The organism is Bacillus sp. XB1, from assembly GCF_053557995.1.
In genome coordinates this window covers 2,579,108-2,603,871 of the sequence record NZ_JBNRIL010000001.1, presented here as the reverse complement: position 1 = coordinate 2,603,871, position 24,764 = coordinate 2,579,108, and the positions used below count along the sequence as shown (strand labels likewise).

Sequence of the window (24,764 nt, the reverse complement as noted above, 5' to 3'; positions counted from 1 at the left end):
CTATTCTGTAGTTTAAATTATACAAATTTAATTTGATGGTAATAGAGTATCGCTGAAAACATAGGTACTATGTAGTGAGAGGATTTTTTATATTCGTAATAGGTGTTGTTCCTTGTTTAATCCTACTGTTATGAAGCGGGTCCATAATCCGTCTTTATTGGTGCTATAAATGCTGAGAGCGGCAAAGCTGAACTAGAAAAAGTCTAGATCAACAAGAGCAAGCTGCGTTAGCGTAAAATAGAGAACCACCTGAAGGGGAACCCTTTAGGTGGTTTTTTCTCTTGACTAAAAATAAATAAAATGTGTTACAATGATGATAGAGTATGTAGTGTGAATTTTGCATAAAATAAAAAAGACAGAAGCCTGAGAAACTTCTGCCTTGTGTAACCTAACTTGCTATTGTGGTGGTAGTAGGTGCGGTTATAAGACAATTACATTAACGTTTTAGCCGAGAACCGCCCTTACCTTTTCCACGAAGCAGGGTGGTTCTCGCTTTTTTGTATACAGAAATTAGCCACGGACCGACGTATCTTCTACCGATGACAACGCCAGCTCCGGTTAGGATACCATACACTAATTTAATTACAAACATCGCGATTATATTATCACCTCCCCCTTTTTTCAAAATGGAAGAGATGATTGCCACACCTACTAGTTATAGCTTATTAAGTTACGTATTCATTGTATTATGTTTTAAAATAGGGAACAAGATATATGGATGAAAATTCCTGTTTTTAAGCAGAACATTAGTGTCAGGGGACAAGAAGTAAATAAATATTCATAAAAAAACGGTATGGACATTACCATCCGTATTTTTTTATGTATTTATAAAACTTTTCCATACAGTGCGTCGTCTAATATATGGGAAGGAGGAAATGATGTGGATGAATTAACGATAGAAGCGTTTGAAATAGAAGATAAGGAGGACCTTATCGACGAAATAATGAACAAGTATGGACAAGAAGTCCTGCAGCTTGTGTATTCGTATGTGAATAATAAAGAGGTTGCGGAGGATGTAACGCAAGATATATTTGTGAAATGCTATAAATCTCTTCATACATATAAAGGGAAATCGAATGTGAAAACGTGGTTATGGAGAATTGCGATCAATCAATGTAAGGACTATATAAAAAGTTGGTATAACAAAAAAGTTATCGTTACAGAGGGTGACTTTACGTATATGGAGAGTCAAAAAGAAAGTGTCGAACAAACTGTTATTCAAAATGCAGAGGATAGTAGGCTTGCTTCTGCGGTAATGAGTTTACCGATAAAATATCGAGAAGTCATTTATCTATTTTATTATGAAGAATTATCAATTAAAGAGATTGCTATGGTAATAGACGTAAAGGAAAATACGATAAAAACGAGACTGAAAAAAGCGAAGGAACTTTTGAAGGAAGGATTGGAGGAATAATCAAATGGAAGATCGATTAAAAGGCTTGCGAAAATCAATGGAGAACACAACGTTTAAACATTTGAGTTTTTCTGATCAACACCAGAAGCAGGTGCGCGAAAAAATTAAGCAATCGTCCGAAAAGGAAGAAGATATCCTTTTAGCAGTGTTACAACTTCTTATGAATGAAAAAACAGGTTATGAATTGATGCAGTTGCTAAGAGGGAGAGGGATTCAAAAATTCGAAGGTGATGAAGGGTCTCTATACACTTTATTACATCGTTTAGAACGGAATCGCTTTATCCAATCTAGCTGGAATCACGCAGGAGCTAAATATTATCAATTAAATGATAAAGGAAACAAGATGCTGCGAAAGGCAGAGAAGAATGCTACGAAGGCACGATTTATATTAAAAGGCTTAGTACAGGAGTGAGAAAAAATTGAACAAAAAAGGGGAGCGTTTTTTAAAAGAAGTTACGAACCATATTAAATCAAAAGAAGCGAAGGACTTGGTAGCAACGGAACTAAATTTTCACTTAAAACAGACGAAGAATATGTGGATGGATAAAGGGTTAAGTGAGGAAGTTGCTGAAGATAAGGCTGTTGAACAAATGGGGAGTCCGATTAAACTTGGCCGGGAACTTAACAAACTTCATAAGCCAAAGGTGGATTGGTTCTTACTTATTTTATTAGTAGCTGCGATGGGGCTAGGGTTTTTGCCAATAATCGCTCTTGGGCATACGAACGATTTATTAATGAACAAATTAATTTTTGTTATTCTTGGCATTGCAACAGCTATTGGGATCATGCTACTTGATTATCGGAAGTTAGAGAGGCTCGGGTGGCTGTTTTATACAATTGGTGTACTTATCTTGTTAATGATAAAATGTTTTCCGACTGGTTACGTGATTGGGGAAGCAATAATAAAAATTGGCCCCATCAAAATTGACTGTTTAATGACGATGCCATTCTTCTTTCTAGCTTGGGCTTCTTTTTTCAATAATAGTAGGTTAAAGTTTATGCATCTTCTCATGTTGTACGTATTTTCTTTATATCTATTTTCGACTATATCAATTCTTTTACCAATTTTCATCTATATTACGATGGTATTCGTTATGCTTTGGTGGAGTAAGCTAGGAAAGAACACGGCCTGGCTCATTACAATGTTACCGATTTGTTTCTTTATTATTAGGGATTTATTTTCCTGGTCTGCCGTAAAAGAATACCGGATAGCTAGAATTTTAGGGTTTTTAAACCCAGAGCATGATCAATGGTATTTACGTTTAAAAGAGGCAATGGCATCGGCAGGTTGGTTTGGTACATATGGAAATATAAAGTCTATCCCTGCTACTCATACTGATTTTGTATTTGCAAGTTTGACTTACTATTATGGATATGTGCTTGCGCTAGTTCTTGTCTTGATTTTGTCTCTTTTTGCAGTAAGAATAATGAATATAGCTTATAAAATAAATGATGGTTATGGTAAATTACTCCTCGTTGGTGGAGTAACTCTTTTTGTATTCCATTTCGTTTATAACGTTGGCATGATTCTTGGGATATTACCACGTGTCTCTATATCATTACCCTTTATTAGTTACGGCTTGATACCAACTCTATTTCACGCATTTATAATGGGAATCGTGCTAAGTGTATATCGACGTAAAGATATTCCTTTTAGAATGAGAAAAACACCTTGATGATTATCAAGGTGTTTTCATTATAAGCTCAAAACTCTCCGAATCAGCTCCAAGTATAAAAGGACTAACCTCGCCAACGCTATAAAGTTGCAATTCATGCATTGCGCGTGTGCAAGCAGTGTAGAACAATCTACGAACGCTCTCATCGCTGTACACATCTTTAGAAGCATTGTAAATAATAACAGCATCAAATTCAATACCTTTCGCTAAGTAAGCAGGGATTACGACAATGCCTTGCTCATACTCGGCTGAGTTACTCTTCACGAGTTTAATATTATCGATATGATTAAGTGCTTCGTATGCAGCTGCGCTTTCAGCTGCAGATTTACATATAATTGCGATCGTATTGTGCTGCTCTTTTTGTAGTTCAGCAACTTTGGCAGTAATACGTTCGTGCAGTTCGTTGACATTCGATACTTTCGTCACTGTAGGTTTCTCGCCGTCACGTTCAAAGGCGTGAATGTTCTTGCCTTCCGGTACGAGAGCACGTGTAAATTCAATAATCGGTTTTGTTGAGCGGTAGCTACGAGTTAAGTTAATGCCGTTTGTTTCGTCTGGACCGTATAAATTTGTAAGTGTATCGAAATTAACCGTTTCACTCGCATGAGCAAATATCGCTTGGTTAAAGTCTCCGAGTACAGTCATTCTTGCAGCAGGGAAGAGACGTTTTAAAAACTCGAACTGAAACGGCGAATAATCTTGCGCTTCGTCTACGAGTACGTGTTTAATCGATCTGTTCGTTTGGAAGCCTTCAATTAATTCTTTTAAAAGTAAGAATGGAGTCGCATCCTCGTAATATAGTTTTCCTTCATCAAGCATGTTTACTGTTAAGGAGCAAATGTCATCCCACTCTTTCGGTTTTTTCTCAGTAACCCATGATGCATCTGTGAAAAGTTGTTTATATATGCCTGTGAAATTGATAAAGCGTAATGTTTGAACGCCTTTACGCAGTGGCTTCAATTTTTTACGGACAATCATACGTCCAAGTACTCTCGTTTCTTTTTCAAAATCATTAAAGGAGTTGTCGTCAAACTCGCCTTTTTTCTGTAAATATTTATAAGCTTTTTGGTATTCATCTTTACTAAGTAATTCAATTTCTTCTTCTACCCAAGGCTTTTTCAGTTCTGCTTTTTCAAGTACATCTATTTGCTTATTTAGCCAATCCGTTAACTTCTCAATTCGACTATGGAAGCGGAGGGAGGAGTCGGTATTGTAAAATTGTTCTGTAATTTCTTTCGCAGAAACAATCAGTTTTCCTCTAAATTTCATTCCTCTAAATAGCATGCCTGAAGATTCAAGAGATTGTCTGTACGCTCTAATCATCTCGAAAAATTGAGTGGATGCTTTAAATCGGATGCTCGCATTTCTCGTTTTATAGGTAGGATTATTCGTTTCAGTTAACATATATTCTAATTGTTCATAAGGATCTTCAACTTCAAATGACTTACTTAGTCTATGATTTAAATATTCTTGGAATGTAACTTGCTGCATATTTTCTTCGCCGAGTTCAGGTAGTACGTTAGAAACGTAGCTATTGAACATAGAGTTAGGAGAGAAGAGAATAATTTGATCTGCTTTTAGCCATTCGCGATATTTATATAGTAAGTAGGCGATTCGTTGCAATGCAGCTGATGTTTTACCACTACCAGCGGCTCCTTGCACGATAAGGAGTCGGCCTTCATCGTGACGGATAATTTCATTTTGCTCGCGCTGAATCGTAGCAACGATGCTTTGCATATGTTTGTTCGTGCCTTTTCCAAGCGCTTGTTGCAAGATTTCATCACCAATTGTAAGGCTCGTATCGAACATAGAATCAATCTCGCCATTTTGAATAATGTATTGTAATTTTTTCTCCACATTACCGTGGATTACGCCGCCTGGTGTACTGTATTCAGCAGGTCCTGGTGGATAATCATAGTACACACTCGAAATAGGTGCGCGCCAGTCATATATAAGGAAGTTTTCTCCGCTTGCATCAGTAAGTGTAGCGACGCCGATATAAATTTGATCCGCGGCAGATTCTCCTTCTTCTTTGAAATCAATTCGTCCGAAATAAGGTGCTTTATGCATGCGTCTTAATGCGGCAAGTCGATTAAAGGTGTGCTTATGGGTAATTTGTGTGACAGCTAGTGACTGAGCTTGTTGTCTTAAGTTGATAACTGTTTCAAGATAATCATCGAAAGTATCAGTATTCACTTTCACATCATCCCAAAAGTGTTTACGAATATTGATTACTTCTGCTCGGCGTCTGCCAGTTTCGTTTTCCAGTTTATCAATTTGCTCCGTAATTGTTTCAATTACGGTATCCAATCTTTTTTGCTCTAGATCAAGTTTTTTGTTCATACGGTAAGCACTCCTTTAAAAGTGAAAAATAGAGGTTGACTGAAGATGTGTTTTGGTGTAAAATTAAGATACGGATAAATACGTTCCTTTTGTTTTATAAAACGTGTTTCTGTTCTAATTTAACATAGTTTTTTCATTTAATCAATGATAATAAGATAAACCTTGGTTCTACGTGGCGTGGATCAAGGTTTTTTTGTGTTTGAAGAGGAGTCACGCTTGTTGTCGTTTTTTGTCGGTAAGTCGATATATTTCGAAAATCGCTGATATAATTGGAGTTGCGCTGATATATTTTGAAAATCGCCGATATAATTGGAGTTGCGGTCGATATATTTGAAAAATCGCCGATATAATTTCATTTACCGAATCTAGATATAACTACTGAGAGAAGAGGAGATAAAAAAAGCTCGGGCCGAAGCCCAAGCTTTTTTTACTTCATTATTTCTTTTCGTCTTTCTTAGCGTCAGTTTTCTTCTCTTCGAAAAGATCTTTTAAATCTTTATCGTCAACTTTTACGTCAGCTTTTTTGATTTCTTTCATCATAAGATCGTTCATAAATTGAGCATCTTGTGTTTTTTCTTGAACTAGTGATTTTTTAATATCAGCTTTTGCTTTATCGAAAGTTGCATCTGCGTGATTATCAGTTACTTTAATAATATGGTAACCAAATTGTGTTTTTACAGGTTCGCTTACTTCACCTTTTTTCAACTTTTGAGCTGCTTCTTCAAATTCTTTTACCATTTTCCCTGGTCCGAAGAATCCTAAGTCGCCACCTTTTTCTTTTGAGCCTGTATCTTCAGAGTATTGTTTTGCTAATTCTTCGAAAGATTTACCTTGAGCAAGTTCATCTTTCACCTTTTTAGCAGTTTCTTCATCTTTTACAAGGATATGACTTGCTTTAATTTCTTTTTTATAATCCTCGAATTTTGCTTTTACATCTTTATCAGTAATCGATTGTTCAACCGCTTTTTCTTGAGCTAATTGAGCACGCACACTATTTTTAATAGTTTCTTCTTTAATACCTTGTTGTTTCATTAGTGTATCGAATTGATCACCGTATTGTTTTTTCATTTCATCGAACTTTTTGTCTACATCTTTGTCTTCAACTTTGTAGTTTTTAATAAGTACTTTTTCCATAACCATGTTGTTTAGTACTTGTTTACCAGCTTGTGTCTTCATTTGATCGTAGAATTCTTCTTTTGTAATGTCACCAGCTTTAGATGTAACAATTTTGTCTGATGATGATGTTCCACATGCTGATAATGCGATTACACTTGTTGCGGCTAAGGCAAGCATAGCTTTCTTCATTCGATAAACACTCCTACTATTATGTATTTTTAATTTATCCTACACCAATGAATTTTGATTCATAAGAGCCCGATTAAGTCTCACTGATACTTTTGCTTTTTTATATTGGTAAAGCGCGCTTAACAGGGCTTACCGTGGCTGAGGATAAAGTTTTGATGAATGTTTTGTTCTATAGTATAAGCAATATGTACAAAATTTAATATATCATATTTCGACGCGTTTTCATATTGATAAAGAAAAATTAACCAGCACGTGTCAGATTTTGAAAGTGTGCCATATTGGGCGTATGCCGCATATACAGAATAGAGGAGGGGATGGGGATGAATTCTCAACTTATTTTATTACTTGTACTGTTTATTTTATTGGTTATTGTAGGTATAATTTGCTTATAGAGGAAAAAAGTGAGGAAGGGGCTTTCCTTCCTCACTTTCCATGAAATATAATTTCTATATAACTAGAAATTAATAAAATTGTTATACATACATTAATAACCCGAAAGACACCGGGCTGGCGGCTCGCAGCTATTTGTTTTCGTTCACACAGTGTATGTGTCATGAAATTCGTGTAAAATATAACAAGAAGTGCGAATGCGACAAAAACAACTGTTATAAGTGTCATGAGGCGAGACCTCCTTTTGGCTAAAATACATATACATATATTGTATCACACGATATTTTGTTCGTGTTACAAAATTCAGAAATAGAAGACTTTGTGTTAGAAAGTGAGGGAGAAAATGGACGTTGTTAGAAGATTAGAACAAGCTGAATACTATGTAGACCTACTATTTAAAATGATTGATGAAGAGAAGTGTCCATTTTATTCTTTGATCATAAAGAAAAAAGCTCGTAAAAAAGATATTGAACGTATACTAAATCTTTGTGAAAAACTGAACGAGCAATATGTAGTGGAGAAAGCAGAAGGGCTTCTTTTGTTCGATGCGCTGTTAGATCAATTTGAAAAAGCGCTTCCACATCAGCTCGAAGTACACGAAACTGCGGAAGCGCTAGCAAAACAAGGTTTATTTAAGCCGCTTATGAATGAATTCTTAAGCATGATTGCGAAAAAATAAATAGATTATTTCTTAACTAACTTTTGATCGGATTCTGTAAAGTTCTCTTCAATATCTTCTAATGATTTCTCAAAAATATCGATAAAGTCTTGTCCGTAAATGTTACGCAGGATTGCAATCAGTTCGATATTTTCTGGGAACTTCCCATAAAAATTACGAAGTGCAAGAGCCCCATTAAACACTGAATTATTTTCAGGATCATACTCTTCCATTAAGCGAAGTAGTAATTCTTCCCCTTTGTCTGTAATTTCAATGTACGTATTTCGTTTATCATCTTCCTTTTTTGAGAATACAAGATAGCCGCGTTCTTCCAGCTTTTTCGAGAAGTTAAACGCTGTTGATACGTGCATAACTCCAAACTTAGCAATCTCAGAAATAGAAGCCCCTTTTAAATGATAAGCGATTGTTAAAATATGATGTTCATTAATATTTAAATCGTAAGGTTTAATCCACTGCTGCCAATCTTTCTCTACACATTTCCATAACGCTTTCGATAATTGAGCAATGCGTTGGCTGAAAATCATCGCTTCTTTTACCGAGTAATCTTTTTCTCCACTTTTCATTTACTCACCCACTTTAACATTCTTTTTTCATTACTATCTATTATGCCAGTAAAATAAAAATTAATAAAGTCTTTTTGTGAGAATTGTGAAAATTTTTCGGAAAAATGACATTCTATACAAATCATGCATAACTATGGAAGCGTTTTATGAGTCGTGAATACATACGTTGTCCTTACATGTTAAGTGATAACATATATTGTAAATGCATAAAAACACGGCATATCTATACGATATGCCGTGTCAAGGTCAATTTATATAAAAAATATTTGTTATATGCAAAAAACTAAGCAGGAATTTGTTTACGCTTTTTCTGGAACAGCTTCTTGTAGTTTCTCAATTGACTTTTGGATGTCCAAAATTTCTTTCTCAATATGGCGCTTGTTTTGAGAAATATCTTGCTTCCAGTTAGAAAGCGTGTCTTGCATGTCATCTTTTAATTCTTGAAACACTTCTTTACCTTCTGAAGCAGTTTCAACAATTTGACGCTTTAATAATTTCGTATCAGCTGTAATATCAGCTAAAGTCTTTTTAATATCATTTCCTTTTTCTTTTAACTTGCCGCGCATGTCTTTACCAGAAGAAGGAGTTGAGAAAAGAACAGCTAGTCCAGCAACTGCTCCGCCGCAAATAACACCTGTAATAAAGGATTTAGCTTTTGACATAAAAGGAGACCTCCTTATTTTTTGTTCGTATTCATGATGGGAAAAATATGCATATCTTTCTTATATGTGCTATGCACAAACAATCATCCCTGAGCATTTTAAGTAAAGAAACAAGCCATGCGGAATTTGATGACTTCAGGGAAGTGGCTTGTTATGTATTACGCCTTCTTATAGTGTCATTATTTCACACTATTTGCAATTGTACTTGCGATGTTTTGTAAATTTTCCATAGTGTATTCATTTTGATGTGATTTCCAAACAGCACCGAAACCATCTTTTTCACCGTAGCGTGGAATTAAATGAAGGTGGAAGTGGAACACAGTTTGTCCAGCTTTTTCACCGTTATTGTTAAGTAGGTTAAAGCCAACTGGATTAAACTCTGCTTTAATCGCATTTGCGATTTTTGGAACGACAGAAAAAATGTGTGATGCGATTTCTGACGTTAACGCAAAAATGTCTTGTTTGTGAACTTTCGGAATAACAAGAGTATGTCCTTTTGTTACTTGACTAATATCTAAAAATGCAAGCACATGTTCATCTTCGTATACTTTTGAGCAAGGGATTTGCCCGTCAATGATTTTACAAAAAATACAATTGTCTGCTGTATGATTCATTGATCTCATCCTTTCAAATATCCTTAGCCGTATTTTACCATAATTACATAAGAGAACAAACACGAAAAACAGGAAGCTGACTCAGCTTCCTGTTTTCTGAAGAGGGATTGAAAAAGCATTATCGTAATTTACGTTTCGCAGACACCTCATTTATTTAAGAAATGCACGGTAAATCGGCTAAAGTTTCTGCCGTAGACACCCCATTTTCAAGTGAAATGAATTGCAATCTTTTTTAAAATGAAATTGTTTATTTTTTAAAACAGTATATGCTCTTTCAGAGACACCCCGTTTCGAAAATGAAACAAATGATCTGGTTATGTGTAAATTTCATTGTCCAACTTGGACACCCCATTTCATGATGACTTCACTATGTTGTTGTATTCATCAATTGGTGGTTGCTTTTTCAATGTGTTCCTTCTTCAATAATTATGATGTCCGCTTTCGGAAAAATATATGCTAATAAATTTAAAAATTTTTTTTGAGTACATGGATACTATGTAGTACAGCATAATTTTTGGTAAGATGAATATAGAATGAATACTAATGAAGAAAGTGGTGTCGTATGAGCGAGTTATTGCGTGTAGAAAATGTTACAGGAGGATATACGAAACGACCTGTATTAAAAGACGTTTCGTTCTCTGTTAATAAAGGCGAACTTGTCGGCTTAATCGGTTTAAATGGAGCTGGTAAAAGTACGACGATTAAACATATTATCGGTTTAATGGAACCGAAAAAAGGAACTGTCACAATTAATGGGAAAACAATTCGTGATGATATGACAGCGTACCGTTCTAGCTTTTCATTCATTCCGGAAACGCCAGTATTATATGATGAATTAACGTTAGAAGAGCATTTGAAATTAACAGCTATGGCGTATGGCGTTGATGAAAAACAATATGAAGAACGTGTAGGACAACTACTACAAGAGTTTCGTATGAAAAATCGTTTAAAATGGTTTCCATCTCATTTCTCAAAAGGAATGAAACAAAAAGTAATGATTATGAGCGCATTTTTAGTGGAGCCATCTCTTTACATAGTAGATGAACCTTTCGTTGGATTAGATCCGTTAGCGATTCAATCCCTTCTTCAAATGATGGACCAAATGAAAAAGAGTGGTGCCGGTATTTTAATGAGCACACATATTTTAGCGACGGCAGAGCGTTATTGTGATTCGTTCATTATTTTGCATCAAGGTGAAGTAAGAGCGAAGGGAACGCTATCTGAACTGCAATCACAGTTTAATATGCCAGGTGCAACGTTAGATGATATTTACATCGCGCTAACAAAGGAAGAAGATTATGAATAGCACAGCGTTATGGAAAGAACGATTTCGTCACTTTCTAAAAGAAGTTCGTACATATAGTAAATACGTATTTAATGATCATTTGAAATTTATTTTCGTGTTCATCATTGGTGCGGGAGCGTATTATTACCAGCAATGGTTACAAACGTTAACACCTTCGTTTCCAACTGCGCTCGTAATGGCAGTATTAATTGGACTCGTGTTAACGGCTGGATCCATTCAAACGTTATTAAAAGAAGCGGATCTCGTTTACTTACTGCCAGTTGAAGAAAAGTTAAAACCTTACTTCACAAAGGCGTTTCTTTTTACGTTTATGATTCAGTTGTACATAATCGCAATTGTAGCGGCAGCGCTTGCTCCGTTATACTTCCAGCAAATGAAACAAACAGGAGCGGCTTACATATGGATCGTACTTGCATTTGTCATCGTAAAAGCGTGGAACTTATTTGTAGCGTGGGAAAAGTCATTTTTAACAGATCAAAATATACAAAGAGCGGATTGGTTCATTCGTTTTATCCTAAACGGTTTATTTGTATATTTCCTTGTAGAACGTACTTCAGTTCTTTTCATTGGTGGAATCGTCCTTCTCATGGTGTTATACCTTGCTATCATGCATCAAATGGTAAAGGGAAAGCCACTAAACTGGGAGTATTTAATTTCTGAAGAAGGTAAGAAGATGATGCTGCTGTACCGCATCGCGAACATGTTCGTTGATGTACCAGCATTAAAAGAAAGAGTAGCACGCAGAAAATGGCTCGATTTCATTCTTTCGATAATCGGTGAAAAGCGTACATATTTATACTTATATACGAGAACGTTTTTAAGATCAGGTAACTATTTTGGATTATATGTGCGTTTGCTCGCTCTTGGAGGAGTTATTCTTTACTTCATTCCATTTTTATACGGGCGATTTATCGTAAGTTTTATTTTCCTATACTTAATCGGCTATCAGCTATTAACTTTATGGAAACATCACCGCATGAAGATTTGGCTTGATTTGTATCCGGTAGGGGGAGAAGAGAAGAAGAAAGACTTTCTTACTTTATTAAACGCGATTCTAATCATAGGGAGCGTAATCTTTACAGTTATATTTGCACTAGCAACGAAAGATTTCATGATGACAGGAATTTTACTTATCGTAAGCATATTATTTAGTATCGGTTTTGTTTACCAATACGGGGCGAAGCGCATTGAGCGTTTAAATTGAAAGGAATGAACCTATGATTACATACGAAGAGAAGGTTATAAAAGAATTGGAGCAGTGGAAAGCTACATTCATGAAAGATTCTTCTATGATGACACGGTTCTCCAAAAAAGTGCAGACGAAAGTGCAACAGCTCATTCCGGCGAAAGTACAAAAAGTGCTAACAGAGACGATCCGGATGATGGTGCAAACGATCAGCGCCGGGTCAAACTTTATAAAGCCGAAGCTAAAAGAGACGACATGGTCACTGCAAAGACGTGACGATGAAGTACGTAAAAAAATGGATGAGTACAAAAAAATAGCAGCGGCAGAAGGGGCTGGGACGGGGGCTGGCGGTATTCTCCTCGGTCTTGCTGATTTTCCGCTTTTACTCGGCATTAAAATTAAATTTTTATTCGATGCAGCGACATTGTACGGATTTGATACGAGCAACAAAGAAGAGCGCCTTTTTATCCTTCATGTTTTTCAGCTTGCCTTTTCAAGTGATGATCACCGAAAAGAAATATGGAAAGCAATCGAAACGTGGGATACAGAAGAAGAAAATCATATGGACTGGGAAAAGTTCCAAACAGAGTACCGAGACTATATCGATTTAGCCAAAATGCTGCAGCTCGTACCAATAATCGGTGCCCCGGTAGGCGCATATGCGAACTATCAACTACTGCAAAGACTCGGAGAAGTGACGATGAATTGTTATCGTATGCGATTGCTGAATAGAGATTAAAAACAAGGCGTCCTACATGTGTAACGTAGGACGCCTTTTCTTAGAAGCTAAGTCCGATATAGCTAATTCCAGCTATAATCAATACGATAAAAAGTACAATGATTAATGAAAATCCGCTCTTACCAGCTTGTCCCGCTTCACCGCCGCCATTACCACCACTACCGCCATTACCACCAAGTCCCATATGATATCCTCCTTATTCTTATATGTTGCTTTTACTTTATAACTTTCTATATTTTCCAATAAATACCTTCTGTAGTGCTAACTAAATTGAAAATCATTTCGTTTTGTTTTATAATTTACTTACCGACCGGTAAGTAAAAATAAGTGAGGTACAGTATGACGAAGAATTTACAAACATCGCAAAACATTGTAGAGGCTTCATTTAAACTTATGGCAGAACACGGCATTGAGAAGATGAGTCTTTCCATGATTGCGAAAGAGGTAGGTATTTCAAAACCGGCTATTTATTATCATTTTTCTTCTAAAGAAGCGTTAATCGATTTTTTATTTGAAGAAATTTTCTCTGGATATCATTTCGTGAGTTATTTCGATAAAGAGCAATATACGAAAGAAAACTTTGCAGAAAAGTTAATTGCTGATGGTTTACATATGCTCTCTGAATATGAAGGGAAAGAAGGGATATTACGCGTTATCAATGAATTTATCGTAACTGCATCGCGAAATGAAAAGTATCAGAAACGCTTATTTGAAATACAAGAAGATTTCTTAAATGGTTTCCACGATTTATTGAAGAAAGGCGCAAGACTTGACGTAGTGTCACAACATGAAACGGAAGAAAATGCTCATACGCTAGCACTCGTGATTGATAATATGAGCAACTATATGCTCATGGGATTCCAGTTAAAGTATAAAGAAATTTGGATTCGAAATGTGAAAAACGTCATGAAGGAGGAGTAAAGATGAAAATGCAAAAAAACTGGTGGCTCGGTTTTCTTGGATTTATTGGGGTTTATAAAATACCAGGTATGATTGAAGCTTTTCAAGCGGATGGAAATTGGATGAAGTTAATCGGTTTCATTTGGCTACTTTGGTTCGGATATTTTATTCCTGAGAAGAAAGAAGATTGAATTTCAATTTTCTGTAAAGTTACGTAAAATATAGATTGAGAGTATTCATATATTAGATTACTAGATTTGGAGTGGTTACATGGATCCATTGAAAAATGAAATTCACCCTGACATGGTCAAGGTGTGGAAAGCGCGTTCTTTAATTGAGCTAGGAATCAGTATTATAGTCATTTTGGCATATCTTTTCTTTATGATTAAGTTTAATTGGTGGGCTTGGATTTTCTATGTGCTCATCGGATTAACAATTGTATATACACCGTTTGATTACTTTACGTTTCCGAAACTACGTCAACGTTATTACAGCTACCAACTAAATGAAGAAGAACTTGAAATTCAGCATGGTCTTTTCGTCGTAAAGCGCGTATTAGTACCGATGATTCGTGTGCAGCACGTTACGATTGAACAAGGGCCAATTATGAGAAAATACGGATTAGCAGAATTACACATTTCAACAGCGGCAACTTCTCATAGCATCCCAGGTTTAACGATGTATGAAGCTGAAATGTTGAAAACGAAAATCGCAGAATTAGCGAAAGTGAGTGATGAGGATGTATAAGAGGCAGCATCCAATCACGATGTTATTAGAATTAAAAATAACAGATTTTATACCACTCATTATTTTTCTTTTTAGCTTAAGGGGAAAGTTTCCATTTTGGTATTTAGTTCCTATTGGTTTTGCGTTGATCACAATTATTTCAGCTATCGTAGGCTGGTATTACAAAGTATACTGGGTCGAAAATAACGTATTACATGTGAAACAAGGTCTCTTTGTGAAAAAGGAGAGCTACTTAAATAAAGAACGTGTTCAAACAATTAATACAAGTTCTAACGTACTATACCAAATGCTCGGTTTGAAAAAAATTCAGATTGAAACAGCTGGCGGGGGCGATGAAGCAGAAGTTAGCTTAGCTGGAATTACGGTAGAAGAGGCGACGGAGCTTATTACTTTGCTAAATGAGCCAACTCCAGAAGTGAAAGCAGAAAAAACGTTAGACGAAGCAGCAGAAAATACAGTAGAAAAAGCAATTGTTACAGAGGAAAAACAAACGACAGAGTACAAGTTAACGTGGAAAGAGATTTTAATAGCGTCTGTTACATCTGGTCAATTTGGAGTATTGTTCTCTTTAATCTTTTTCGTTTATCACCAAGTAGATGAGTATATTCCGAAATGGATAAAAAATAGTGTGACGTCATATGTAATGGACCACGATATATATGGCTGGATTTACATGGTAGCTATTTTACTTGTCGTTTCTTGGATGATATCTACAATTGGCTACGCGTTAAAACACGGTAACTTCACAGTGAATCGAAAAAATGATGAAGTCCGTATTTCGCAAGGGTTACTGGAGAGAAAAGAACTCGTACTAAAATTGCACCGCATTCAAGGGATTACGATAAAAGAAGGCATTTTACGCCAACCGTTCGGTTATTGTGCTGTGCAAGTAGAAGTCATTCAAAGTGAAGGGAAAGAAGAAAAAGTTACACTGCATCCTATCATTCGAAAAGATCGAGTGCAACAATTACTCGCGCATTTACAATTACCATACGAACTGAATGCAAGTATTACTTCGTTACCAAAAGCAGCATTGCGCCGCTATCTCATTGATAGTTTTATCTTTTTCGCTATGCTCGCAATCCCGCTTACTGGAATAAGCATATACTTTGAAAAGTATTACATCATGTGGGCATTACTACCGCTCGCAATCCTTATCTTTACACTTGGATACGCAACATTTAAAACAAATGGCTACAGTGTTAACGGAGAACAAATTACACTTGTCTATCGTAGCGTCGGAAAATATACAGGACTTATTAGAAGAAGACACGTCCAATCAATGGAGAAGACACAATCATATTTCCAGCGCCGTGCGGATTTATGTACGTATAAGTTTTCGAGTGCATCATCTAGTTATAAAATAGAGCATACGAGAGTAGAAGATGCGGAGAGAATGCAGGATTGGTATAAGAAGAAAATAAATGAGATGTAACTTGAGAAAGCTTGCCTATTATGAAAGGCAGGCTTTTTTGTTATAGGGAAAAGAGTCGTTTAATCCATATATTAGTACAACTACAGCACACATGTATCAATACGTATGAAAAAAGGTAATTAGCTTCTATTTAAGGGAAATCTATGGGGTTTTTGATATAAATGGTATACTAAAATATAAATAGTATTAGGAGGTTATATATGATAAGTCAGTTGAAAAGAGAAGCACTTGATGTATTAAAAGGAAGATGGGGATTAGCGGTAGGGGCAACCTTATTAATTGGAATCCTTATTGGAGCTGTTGAAATGCTAACAACAGGTATTTTCTCGATATTTTGGGGTTGGGAAGAAGCAAGTGATTCACTTACAGTAAGTATTATAGTAATGCTTGTTATTGGTCCATTAACAATAGGTGCCTATTATCTTGTTTTAAATGCAATTCGTGGGACTGATGCTCGCATTGGTCATATATTTAGATGGTTTAGCGATGGAAGTAAGTTGATAAAGTCGTTTTTAACATATTTACTAATGTATGTATACTTGACTCTATGGACATTACTTCTTATTATTCCAGGTATTATTAAATCATTTTCTTATTCTATGACATATTTTATTTTGAATGATCATCCAGAATATACAGCGAATCAAGCGATTACTGAGAGTCGTCATATGATGAATGGACATAAAATGGATTACTTTTTACTATGCTTAAGTTTCTTAGGTTGGTTCATTTTAAGTATTCTTACTGTAGGAATCGGTTTCTTATGGTTAGCACCTTATTTCTACGCGACATCAGCCGCATTTTATGAAGAGATTTCAAAAGAATATTATAAAAAAGAAGGCACTACTTTCTAATAAAACATATAAACTATCTACCCTAAAGAATGTAGGGAGCAGATAGCAAATGGTTTAGGTGTTTTGATATTTGTCCTATTTTCGGGATTCACTTCAGGATAAGGTATAGATTTTTATATAGAAATGCTTCCCTCTATGTTTTATCATAGAGGGTTATTTTTTTATGTAAAAATGATAGGAAATAATGAATAATATATGTAAAGAAAAAAGCGAGGTGAATGAGAGTGAGCAAATTTTTAATACCGTATTCATTTTCTATATTAAGTTTCTTTATTTCAGCAACAGCACTTGATTTATATGATAGGATGGGAAACGATAGTGAGCTGGTTTCGCCGAACATAATTGGAAAGATAATTCAATCTACTGCGCAAATGGGAGTCCTTACATTGTATTTCGGAGTACCTATTATTTTAGGTGGCTGTCTACTTGGTGAGCTATTGTTTAGAGGTATCATTTTACGATTTAAACTAAGCTATATTATATCTTTATTATTATATCTATTTTTAGCTTTTAGTATTGTTTTCGTAACGGTAGGCATTCCAACTACATATGAAGATTCTAATACATTTTTCATGGGGATAACTATGATTTGTGCTGTTACATTCTTTGTGGGTCGGAATATATGGGAAAACAAGTTAATAATGGAGTGACAAAATGAAATACACCTGTCCATGTTGCGGATATAAAGTTTCACTTTATTGGATCAGTTAGAAAACCGACTAGTGAAGATGTGAAGGATGCTAGTTGGCAGCGAATTTGTTAAGTAGAATGTTATTACTCAATTTAATGGGAGTAATAACATTTTTTATTTAGTACTGAAAGAATTAATGCTGTCTTAAAGTAATAAGAAGGAATAAATCGGTAAATTTTATTAATGGATATATTTTCAATAAATACAAAAGTATAGATGTATAGTCAGCTTTGTGTATTTAATGTTATCATATTGAATGATATGGAAATTTTTAATAGAATAAGTAACTAAAAATTCAAAGGTAATGAAGCTTTTGTTGTATAAAGAAAATACTTAGTAGTAATCAACAATATTAAAAATAAGATTCGTATTTATATAAATTTAGTAGAAATGGGGTTTTAAAAAGGAATGAGTATAAGCATAACGCGGCAAAAGATTTTGACGGCCGCTTCTCAAATTGTACAATGTAAAGGGGTTGCTAAATTAACCTTGGAAGCAGTGGCAAAAGAGGCGGGTTTAAGCAAAGGTGGATTATTGTATCACTTTTCAAATAAAGAAGCTTTAATAGAAGGTATGATAGTCCGAGGGGTAGAGGATTATGAAGGGGCCATTTACAATAAAGTAGCGGAAGACTCAGAGAGGAAAGGGAGATGGGTTCGCTCTTTTGTAGAGGAAAGATTAAGTAATGAGAGAAGAACAGAAGAGTTGTCTAGCAGTATGATGGCAGCACTCATGTTAAAACCTGAATTACTTGAGCCATTACAACAATCATTTCAGCAACTGCAAAAAAATATAGAGAATGATGAGATAGATTCAGTTTGTGCAACAATTATTAGATTAGCAGCAGATGGATTATGGTATTCGGAATATTTAGGGGTTGGAAGACTAAGCCCCGAGTTAAGAGAAAAAGTAATTCAAGCTCTTATTAGTAATTCATATAAATAGAATATGCGAACTATATAATTTTAAAATAATTCACCATTGCTTCTTTAATGTAGTGGTGAATTATTTTTTTTATTAGAAAAATAGAACAATTTTATAGAGTATTGAATTATAACCGTCCAGACGGTATAGTAATATTTGGTTTAAGAGGAAAATGAAACAAAAAAAGAATAAAAGATATTTTTAGCACACTATTCGAAAGGATAGGCCGCAAAGCTTAGAGTCTACGGTAATACATATTGGTTACTAAGATCGTCTGGTTGCACATTTTTGATGCAACCGGACGATCTTTTTTTGTTATATAAATATAAAAATTTAGGAGGGAACTATGCAAATGAAAAGTACTAAAAGACATATTTCAATGGTTTCATTAGTTTTTCTAGTATTATTTTCAGTGCTGAATGTGTGGGCTCCAGTTATTCAAGCTGCTGTGATGAAAAGTCCAGTGGACGAAATTAATATTTCCCGTACTGATGGCACGACATCTGAACCATATCAAGCCTCAGATGGTATGAAAGTAGAAGTGAAGTGGTCAGCTAAAGAAAAAATAAAAAGTGGAGATCAATTCACAATTGATATGCCAAAAGAGTTTCGAAAAGACCTTATGAATATGAGTTTTCCTTTAAAAGATGCTGAAGGAAAAACAGTTGGTACATGTGAGATGAAAAAGGGTCTATTAACGTGTACTATGGGTGATTACGTAGAAGGAAAGAACAACATTAAAGGTTCTTTATTCGTAGAATTCTACTTTGGTCTAGAAGCATATGATGGTGTTAAAGAAATTCCATTAGAATTTAACGTTGATGGTCAAATCGTAAATAAAGAAGTAAATGTAAGTAATACGACAGAGAGACCGAAGCCACAACCCAATACGGAAAATCTATTGAAATGGGGTTCTTATAATCAAGAAGATCCGTCTATTGCTGATTGGCTTGTATATGTAAATGCAACTGGAACAGAAATGCAAGATCTTAAATTAACAGATACATTAGGACCTGGGCATGAGTTAATTACAGACAGCGTATTATTAGAAGAGGCTGTATTTGAAGATGGTTATGCACCAACAAATATTAAGCCAGCAAATTTATCTAACATTAAAATAAATGCAACAAAGACTGGATTTACAATTGAATTTCCAGACAGTTCAAAAGGCTATATTTTAAGATATAAAACAAAGGTTACAAATCCTGCTGCAAAACCTCATAAAAATACTGTGAAATTAGAAGGTAAAAATATTAAAACTGAAGAAAAAGTAGGACAAGTATTTGTGAGTGGTGGGGGAGGATCCGGTTCAGGTGACAATAATCCACCTAGCATTGAAAAAAATATAGTTGATGAGAATGGCAAGCTTGTAGAGAATGAGCAGCTAACACAAATGGATCAAGTTATTCAATACCAAGTTGGTACACATATACCGAACGATCCTCCTAAATACACATCTATGGTAATTAGTGATGATTTAGAAGATGTTTTAGAAGTATTAGAGGCAAAAGTGTATGATAAAAATGGCCAAGATATTACTTCTAAAGGGACGTTAAATATAGATAAACAAAGAAGTGAAGTAACATTTACGTTTGGTGAGAATTTTGATTATAAGTCATATGAAGACCAGATAATTAATCTTAGTATCAAGGCGAAAATTAAAAATAATGCAGACTTATCTTCTTACGTAGATAAGAAGATTCCTAATAAAGCGGAATTACATTTTGATGATAAAACATTAACATCAAAAGAAGTAACTATTACACCGCCTGAAGCTCCAAAAGATGGTACAGTATCGCTTCATAAAATAGATTCTGAGAATCCGAACAAAGGGTTAAAAGGTGCCGAATTTGAAGTTCGAAATAGTGCAAATGAAGTTGTTGCAAAACTGACAACGGACGAAAAAGGTTTTTCAGTACTTCAAACTTTAGCTCCTGGGACGTATAAAGTTTATGAAACAGTAGCACCAGAAGGATATCAAAAATTAACAAGCCCAGTAGAGGTTACACTTCAAGCTGGAGAAACAAAAACAATTGAAATTAAAAATACTGTGCAAAAGGGTCAAATTGAAATAAAGAAAATTGATTCGGAAAATGGTGAAAAACCATTAGCAAATGCAGAGTTTGATATAGTAAAAGACGGTGTAGTAGTCGAACATATTGTTACAGATAAAGATGGTAAGGCAATCTCTAAACCGTTAGCACTAGGAAAATATATTTTAAAAGAAACGAAAGCGCCTGAAGGCTACCAATTAAAAGAAACAGAGTTCGAAGTAAATGTAACAGGGGACGGCATATTCCCAATACAAGTGGAAAATGCAATGGTTGACAAAGGTAATATAGAAATCACAAAAGTGGACAAAGAAAACGGGGCAGTATTAGCGGGTGTCGAATTTGAAGTCCAAGATGAGAAAGATGGAGTAGTAAGAAAAGTAGTAACAGATAAAGATGGAAAAGCAAACGTTTCAGATCTATCAGTAGGAAAGTACAAATTAGTAGAGACGAAAAGCTTACCAGGTTATAAAAAGCTAACAGAACCAGTACCATTTGAAATTACAAAAGGTATGACAAAAGCTGTATCGATAAAAGTAGAAAATGAGCAGTTAGACAAAGGCTCAGTAGAAATTACAAAAATAGATAAAGATAGCCAAAAAGTATTAGAAGGCGTAGTCTTCGAAGTGCAAGATGAGCAAGGCAAATTAGTAACTGAAGTAAAAACAGATAAAGATGGTAAAGCAAAAATCTCAGATCTATCAGTAGGAAAGTACAAATTAGTAGAGACGAAAAGTTTACCAGGCTACAAAAAGCTAACAGATCCAGTATCATTCGAAATTACAAAAGGTATGACAACAGTCCTATCATTGAAAGTAGAAAATGAACAGTTAGATAAAGGTTCAGTAGAAATTACAAAAATAGATAAAGACAGCAAAAAAGCATTAAAAGGCGTAGTCTTTGAAGTGCAAGATGAAGCTGGAACAGTAGTAAAGGAAGTAAAAACAGATAAAGATGGTAAAGCAAAAATCTCAGATCTATTAGTAGGAAAGTATAAATTAGTAGAGAAAGAAAGTTTACCAGGCTATAAAAAATTAACAGAGCCAGTATCGTTTGAAATCAAAAAAGGCATGACCGAAGTTCTATCATTAAAAATAGAAAATGAAATGGTAGATACGGGAAATATAGAGATAACAAAGATAGATAAAGATAATAAAGCACCGTTAGCGGGAGTAACATTCATCGTCCAAGATGAAAAGGGTAATGAAGTTACAAAAGTAACGACAGATAAAGATGGAAAAGCAAATGTTTCAGATTTACTTGTAGGAAAGTATGAATTAGTAGAGGTAGAAAGTTTACCTGGTTATAAAAAATTAGAAAAACCAATATCATTTGAAATCAAAAAAGGCATGACTGAAGTCCTATCATTAAAAGTAGAAAATGAAATGGTGGATACAGGGAATGTCGAGATAACAAAAATAGATAAAGATAGTAAAGCACCATTAGAAAATGTTGTATTTGAAGTACGTGATTTAAAAGGAAAAATAGTTGCGAAAGTAACAACGGATAAAGAAGGAAAAGCAAACGTTTCAGATTTATCTATCGGGAAGTATGAGTTGGTAGAAGTAGAAACACCGGCAGGATACAAACCACTAGAAAAGCCAATTTCATTTGAAATTGAAAAGGGTAGAGTAACAGCGCTAAAGCTAACAGTAGAAAATGAATTAGTGGATACAGGAAATGTAGAAATTACAAAAGTAGATAAAGAAAATAAAGATGCTTTAGCTGATGCAGTCTTTGAAATTCAAGATGAAGCAGGGCAAGTAGTCGCTAAAATAACGACAGATAAAAAAGGACAAGTACAAGTTACTAATTTATCAGTCGGCACATACAAGTTAGTAGAAGTAAAAGCACCAAAAGGATATAAACAATTAGTAGATCCGATTACTTTCCAAATTGAAAAAGGCATGACAAAATCTCTTGCTTTAACAGTAGAAAACGAAATGTTAGACAAGGGAAATGTGGAAGTAACAAAAGTAGATAAAGATAGTCAAAAAGCATTAGCAAGTGTAGTCTTCGAAGTACAAGACGTACAAGGCAAAGTAGTAACAGAAGTAACGACAGATAAAGAAGGGAAAGCAAAAATCTCAGACTTATCTGTAGGAAAGTACAAATTAGTAGAGAAAAAAAGCTTACCAGGTTACAAAAAACTAACAGAGCCAGTATCATTCGAAATCAAAAAAGGTATGACAGAAGTCTTATCATTAAAAGTAGAGAATGAACAGTTAGACAAAGGCTCAGTAGAGATTACAAAAGTAGATAAAGATAGTCAAAAAGCATTAGCAGGTGTAGTCTTCGAAGTACAAGATGAAAAAGGCAAAGTAGTAACAAAAGTAACGACAGATAAAGAAGGAAAAGCAAAGATTGCTGATTTATCAGTAGGAAAATATAAGCTAGTAGAGGTAGAGAGCTTACCAGGATATAAAAAACTAGCGAAACCAGTATCATTTGAAATCAAAAAAGGTATGACAGAAGTCTTATCACTAAAAGTAGAGAATGAACTAGTAGACAAAGGCTCAGTAGAAATCACAAAAGTAGATAAAGATAGTCAAAAAGTATTAGAAGACGTAGTCTTCGAAGTACAAGACGAACAAGGAAAAGTAGTAACGGAAGTAAAGACAGATAAAAATGGTAAAGCAAAAATCTCAGACTTATCTGTAGGAAAGTACAAATTAGTAGAGAAAGAGAGCTTACCAGGCTACAAAAAACTAACAGAGCCAGTATCATTCGAAATTAAAAAGGGTATGACAGAAGTCTTATCATTAAAAGTAGAGAATGAACAGTTAGACAAAGGTTCAGTAGAAATCACAAAAGTAGATAAAGATAGTCAAAAAGTATTAGAAGGCGTAGTCTTCGAAGTACAAGACGACAAAGGTAAAGTAGTAACAGAAGTAAAAACAGATAAAAATGGTAAAGTAAAAATCTCAGACTTATCTGTAGGAAAGTACAAATTAGTAGAGAAAGAAAGTTTACCAGGTTACAAACAATTAACAGAACCAGTATCGTTTGAAATTACAAAAGGTATGACAGAAGTTCTATCATTAAACATAGAAAATGAAATGGTAGATACGGGAAATGTAGAAATTACAAAAATAGATAAAGATAATAAGGCACCGTTAGCAGGTGTAGTCTTTGAAGTTCAAGACGACAAAGGCAAGGTAGTAACGAAAGTAACGACAGATAAAGCTGGAAAAGCAACAGTTGCAGATTTATCAGTAGGAAAGTACAAGTTAGTAGAAGTAGAGAGTTTACCAGGCTACAAAAAATTAGAAAAGCCTGTACTATTTGAAATTACAAAAGGTATGACAAAATCTTTAGCGTTCACTGTAGAAAATGAAATGGTAGATACGGGGAATGTAGAAATCACAAAAATAGATAAAGACAGTAAAGCACCATTAGAAAATGTTGTATTTGAAGTACGTGACTCAAAAGGCAAAGTAGTTGCGAAAGTAACAACGGATAAAGAAGGAAAAGCAGACATTTCAGATTTATCTATTGGAAAGTATGAGTTAGTAGAAGTAGAAACACCAGCAGGCTACAAACCACTAGAAAAGCCAGTTTCATTCGAAATTACAAAAGGTATGACGAAAGTCTTATCATTGCAAGTAGAGAATGAACAGTTAGACAAAGGTTCAGTGGAGATTACAAAAATGGCCGCTGAAAGCAAGGAAGTCTTATCAGGAGCTGTGTTTGAGGTTCATGATGAAAAGGGAAAAGTAGTAGTGAAAGTAACAACAGATAAAGATGGAAAGGCAAAAATCACAGATCTATCTGTAGGTAACTACACACTAGTAGAAGTAGAAGCACCAAAAGGATATGAAAAATTAACTAATCCAATTCCATTTGAAATTACAAATGGAATGATAAATGCAGTTCAATTAGAAGTATTAAACAAATTGAATCATTTAGCGCCACCAGGCCCAGAAACACCAGATCCAGAAAAACCTGGAACACCAGATCCAGAAAAACCTGGAACACCAGATCCAGAAAAACCTGGAACACCAAATCCAGAAAAGCCTGGAACACCAGATCCAGAAAAGCCTGGAACACCAAATCCAGAAAAGCCTGGAACACCAGATCCAGAAAAGCCTGGAACACCGAATCCAGAGAAACTTGAAAAAGAATTACCGAAGACAGGGCAGAAAATGCCTGTGGAACCATATATGGGAGCACTTCTTGTAATGATGAGTTTTGGATTACTCATATTAGGTAGAAAACAGCAGAGATAATAAAGGTGAAAAGGTATCCTCAAAGTAATTGAGGATACCTTTTTTATGTCAAATAA

General features: G+C 34.9%; 23 protein-coding genes and 1 riboswitch. Of the genes, 16 read left to right on the top strand and 7 right to left on the bottom strand.

What is annotated here, in order from left to right; translation table 11 throughout:
- Positions 1-497: 497 nt before the first annotated feature.
- From ACK1U5_RS13325 to ACK1U5_RS13310, 4 genes are all read left to right on the top strand, one after another.
- The gene (locus ACK1U5_RS13325) at positions 498-722 is read left to right on the top strand and encodes a hypothetical protein (protein WP_162871148.1); all 225 of its coding nucleotides are present in this window, start codon (positions 498-500) and stop codon (positions 720-722) included.
- 158 nt (positions 723-880) lie between these two features.
- The gene (locus tag ACK1U5_RS13320) at positions 881-1,414 is read left to right on the top strand and encodes a sigma-70 family RNA polymerase sigma factor (protein WP_000344004.1); all 534 of its coding nucleotides are present in this window, start codon (positions 881-883) and stop codon (positions 1,412-1,414) included.
- Positions 1,415-1,418: 4 nt separating this feature from the next.
- Positions 1,419-1,826 (top strand): PadR family transcriptional regulator, encoded by a 408-nt coding sequence (locus ACK1U5_RS13315; RefSeq protein ID WP_069605161.1) that lies wholly within the window; start codon positions 1,419-1,421, stop codon positions 1,824-1,826.
- Between the two features lie 7 nt (positions 1,827-1,833).
- On the top strand, positions 1,834-3,090 hold the full coding sequence (locus tag ACK1U5_RS13310; protein ID WP_069605162.1) for an FtsW/RodA/SpoVE family cell cycle protein: 1,257 nt from the start codon (positions 1,834-1,836) through the stop codon (positions 3,088-3,090).
- Between the two features lie 6 nt (positions 3,091-3,096).
- Here ACK1U5_RS13310 and helD read toward each other — a convergent pair whose 3' ends face one another.
- From helD to ACK1U5_RS13295, 3 genes are all read right to left on the bottom strand, one after another.
- On the bottom strand, positions 3,097-5,433 hold the full coding sequence (helD, locus tag ACK1U5_RS13305) for an RNA polymerase recycling motor HelD (RefSeq protein ID WP_069605163.1): 2,337 nt from the start codon (positions 5,431-5,433) through the stop codon (positions 3,097-3,099).
- Between the two features lie 435 nt (positions 5,434-5,868).
- Positions 5,869-6,738, bottom strand: coding sequence for a peptidylprolyl isomerase PrsA (gene prsA / locus ACK1U5_RS13300; RefSeq protein ID WP_069605164.1), 870 nt, complete (start codon positions 6,736-6,738; stop codon positions 5,869-5,871).
- Between the two features lie 423 nt (positions 6,739-7,161).
- Positions 7,162-7,356, bottom strand: a complete 195-nt coding sequence (locus tag ACK1U5_RS13295) for a hypothetical protein (protein WP_000172690.1) — start codon at positions 7,354-7,356, stop codon at positions 7,162-7,164.
- 115 nt (positions 7,357-7,471) lie between these two features.
- Between ACK1U5_RS13295 and ACK1U5_RS13290 the strand changes: the two genes are divergently transcribed.
- A complete protein-coding gene (locus tag ACK1U5_RS13290) occupies positions 7,472-7,807 on the top strand; it encodes a DUF1878 family protein (protein ID WP_000383655.1) in 336 nt (111 codons plus the stop codon).
- 5 nt (positions 7,808-7,812) lie between these two features.
- On the opposite strand, the gene ACK1U5_RS13285 is transcribed toward ACK1U5_RS13290, so the two are convergent.
- The 3 genes from ACK1U5_RS13285 to ACK1U5_RS13275 all read right to left on the bottom strand — a co-directional run bounded on the left by ACK1U5_RS13285 (position 7,813) and on the right by ACK1U5_RS13275 (position 9,646).
- Positions 7,813-8,370 (bottom strand): HTH-type transcriptional regulator Hpr, encoded by a 558-nt coding sequence (locus tag ACK1U5_RS13285; RefSeq protein ID WP_000834924.1) that lies wholly within the window; start codon positions 8,368-8,370, stop codon positions 7,813-7,815.
- Between the two features lie 299 nt (positions 8,371-8,669).
- Complete coding sequence (locus ACK1U5_RS13280) at positions 8,670-9,032, bottom strand: YtxH domain-containing protein (RefSeq protein WP_000030302.1); 363 nt, start codon at positions 9,030-9,032, stop codon at positions 8,670-8,672.
- Positions 9,033-9,211: 179 nt separating this feature from the next.
- Positions 9,212-9,646 (bottom strand): HIT family protein, encoded by a 435-nt coding sequence (locus tag ACK1U5_RS13275; RefSeq protein ID WP_113710756.1) that lies wholly within the window; start codon positions 9,644-9,646, stop codon positions 9,212-9,214.
- Positions 9,647-10,208: 562 nt separating this feature from the next.
- On the opposite strand from ACK1U5_RS13275, the gene ecsA reads away from it, so the two are divergent.
- Genes ecsA through ecsC form a run of 3 tightly spaced genes read left to right on the top strand, consistent with a single transcriptional unit; the run spans position 10,209 to position 12,877 of the window.
- On the top strand, positions 10,209-10,952 hold the full coding sequence (gene ecsA / locus ACK1U5_RS13270) for an ABC transporter ATP-binding protein EcsA (protein WP_001292603.1): 744 nt from the start codon (positions 10,209-10,211) through the stop codon (positions 10,950-10,952).
- Positions 10,945-12,156: an ABC transporter permease EcsB gene (gene ecsB / locus ACK1U5_RS13265; RefSeq protein ID WP_113710755.1), complete on the top strand. Its 1,212-nt coding sequence runs from the start codon at positions 10,945-10,947 to the stop codon at positions 12,154-12,156. Before ecsA ends, ecsB begins: the two co-directional genes overlap by 8 nt.
- Positions 12,157-12,169: 13 nt before the next feature.
- Positions 12,170-12,877 carry an ecs operon protein EcsC gene (gene ecsC, locus ACK1U5_RS13260; RefSeq protein WP_000634139.1) on the top strand — a complete coding sequence of 236 codons (708 nt, stop codon included), beginning with the start codon at positions 12,170-12,172 and terminating at the stop codon, positions 12,875-12,877.
- A gap of 40 nt (positions 12,878-12,917) precedes the next feature.
- Here the strand turns inward: ecsC and ACK1U5_RS13255 are convergent, their stop codons facing one another.
- Positions 12,918-13,061: a YjcZ family sporulation protein gene (locus ACK1U5_RS13255; RefSeq protein WP_000522758.1), complete on the bottom strand. Its 144-nt coding sequence runs from the start codon at positions 13,059-13,061 to the stop codon at positions 12,918-12,920.
- A 155-nt stretch (positions 13,062-13,216) separates the two neighbouring features.
- On the opposite strand from ACK1U5_RS13255, the gene ACK1U5_RS13250 reads away from it, so the two are divergent.
- The 8 genes from ACK1U5_RS13250 (at position 13,217) to ACK1U5_RS13215 (ending at position 24,708) form a co-directional block, all read left to right on the top strand.
- Positions 13,217-13,798 (top strand): TetR/AcrR family transcriptional regulator, encoded by a 582-nt coding sequence (locus ACK1U5_RS13250; RefSeq protein ID WP_048568202.1) that lies wholly within the window; start codon positions 13,217-13,219, stop codon positions 13,796-13,798.
- Positions 13,799-13,800: 2 nt separating this feature from the next.
- Positions 13,801-13,968, top strand: a complete 168-nt coding sequence (locus ACK1U5_RS13245) for a hypothetical protein (RefSeq protein ID WP_000783813.1) — start codon at positions 13,801-13,803, stop codon at positions 13,966-13,968.
- Between the two features lie 79 nt (positions 13,969-14,047).
- Positions 14,048-14,524 carry a PH domain-containing protein gene (locus ACK1U5_RS13240; protein ID WP_000371346.1) on the top strand — a complete coding sequence of 159 codons (477 nt, stop codon included), beginning with the start codon at positions 14,048-14,050 and terminating at the stop codon, positions 14,522-14,524.
- Positions 14,517-15,959, top strand: a complete 1,443-nt coding sequence (locus ACK1U5_RS13235) for a PH domain-containing protein (protein WP_000278202.1) — start codon at positions 14,517-14,519, stop codon at positions 15,957-15,959. The genes ACK1U5_RS13240 and ACK1U5_RS13235 overlap by 8 nt, the downstream gene beginning before the upstream one ends.
- 200 nt (positions 15,960-16,159) lie before the next feature.
- Positions 16,160-16,813 carry a DUF975 family protein gene (locus ACK1U5_RS13230; protein ID WP_113710754.1) on the top strand — a complete coding sequence of 218 codons (654 nt, stop codon included), beginning with the start codon at positions 16,160-16,162 and terminating at the stop codon, positions 16,811-16,813.
- Positions 16,814-17,037: 224 nt separating this feature from the next.
- Entirely contained in the window at positions 17,038-17,463 is a 426-nt protein-coding gene (locus ACK1U5_RS13225) for a hypothetical protein (RefSeq protein ID WP_070757237.1), read from the top strand.
- Positions 17,464-17,912: 449 nt separating this feature from the next.
- Positions 17,913-18,449 carry a TetR/AcrR family transcriptional regulator gene (locus tag ACK1U5_RS13220; RefSeq protein ID WP_009327226.1) on the top strand — a complete coding sequence of 179 codons (537 nt, stop codon included), beginning with the start codon at positions 17,913-17,915 and terminating at the stop codon, positions 18,447-18,449.
- A 172-nt stretch (positions 18,450-18,621) separates the two neighbouring features.
- Positions 18,622-18,714, top strand: a riboswitch (cyclic di-GMP riboswitch).
- A gap of 60 nt (positions 18,715-18,774) precedes the next feature.
- Positions 18,775-24,708, top strand: a complete 5,934-nt coding sequence (locus ACK1U5_RS13215; protein ID WP_322370099.1) for a SpaA isopeptide-forming pilin-related protein — start codon at positions 18,775-18,777, stop codon at positions 24,706-24,708.
- Positions 24,709-24,764 lie beyond the last annotated feature (56 nt).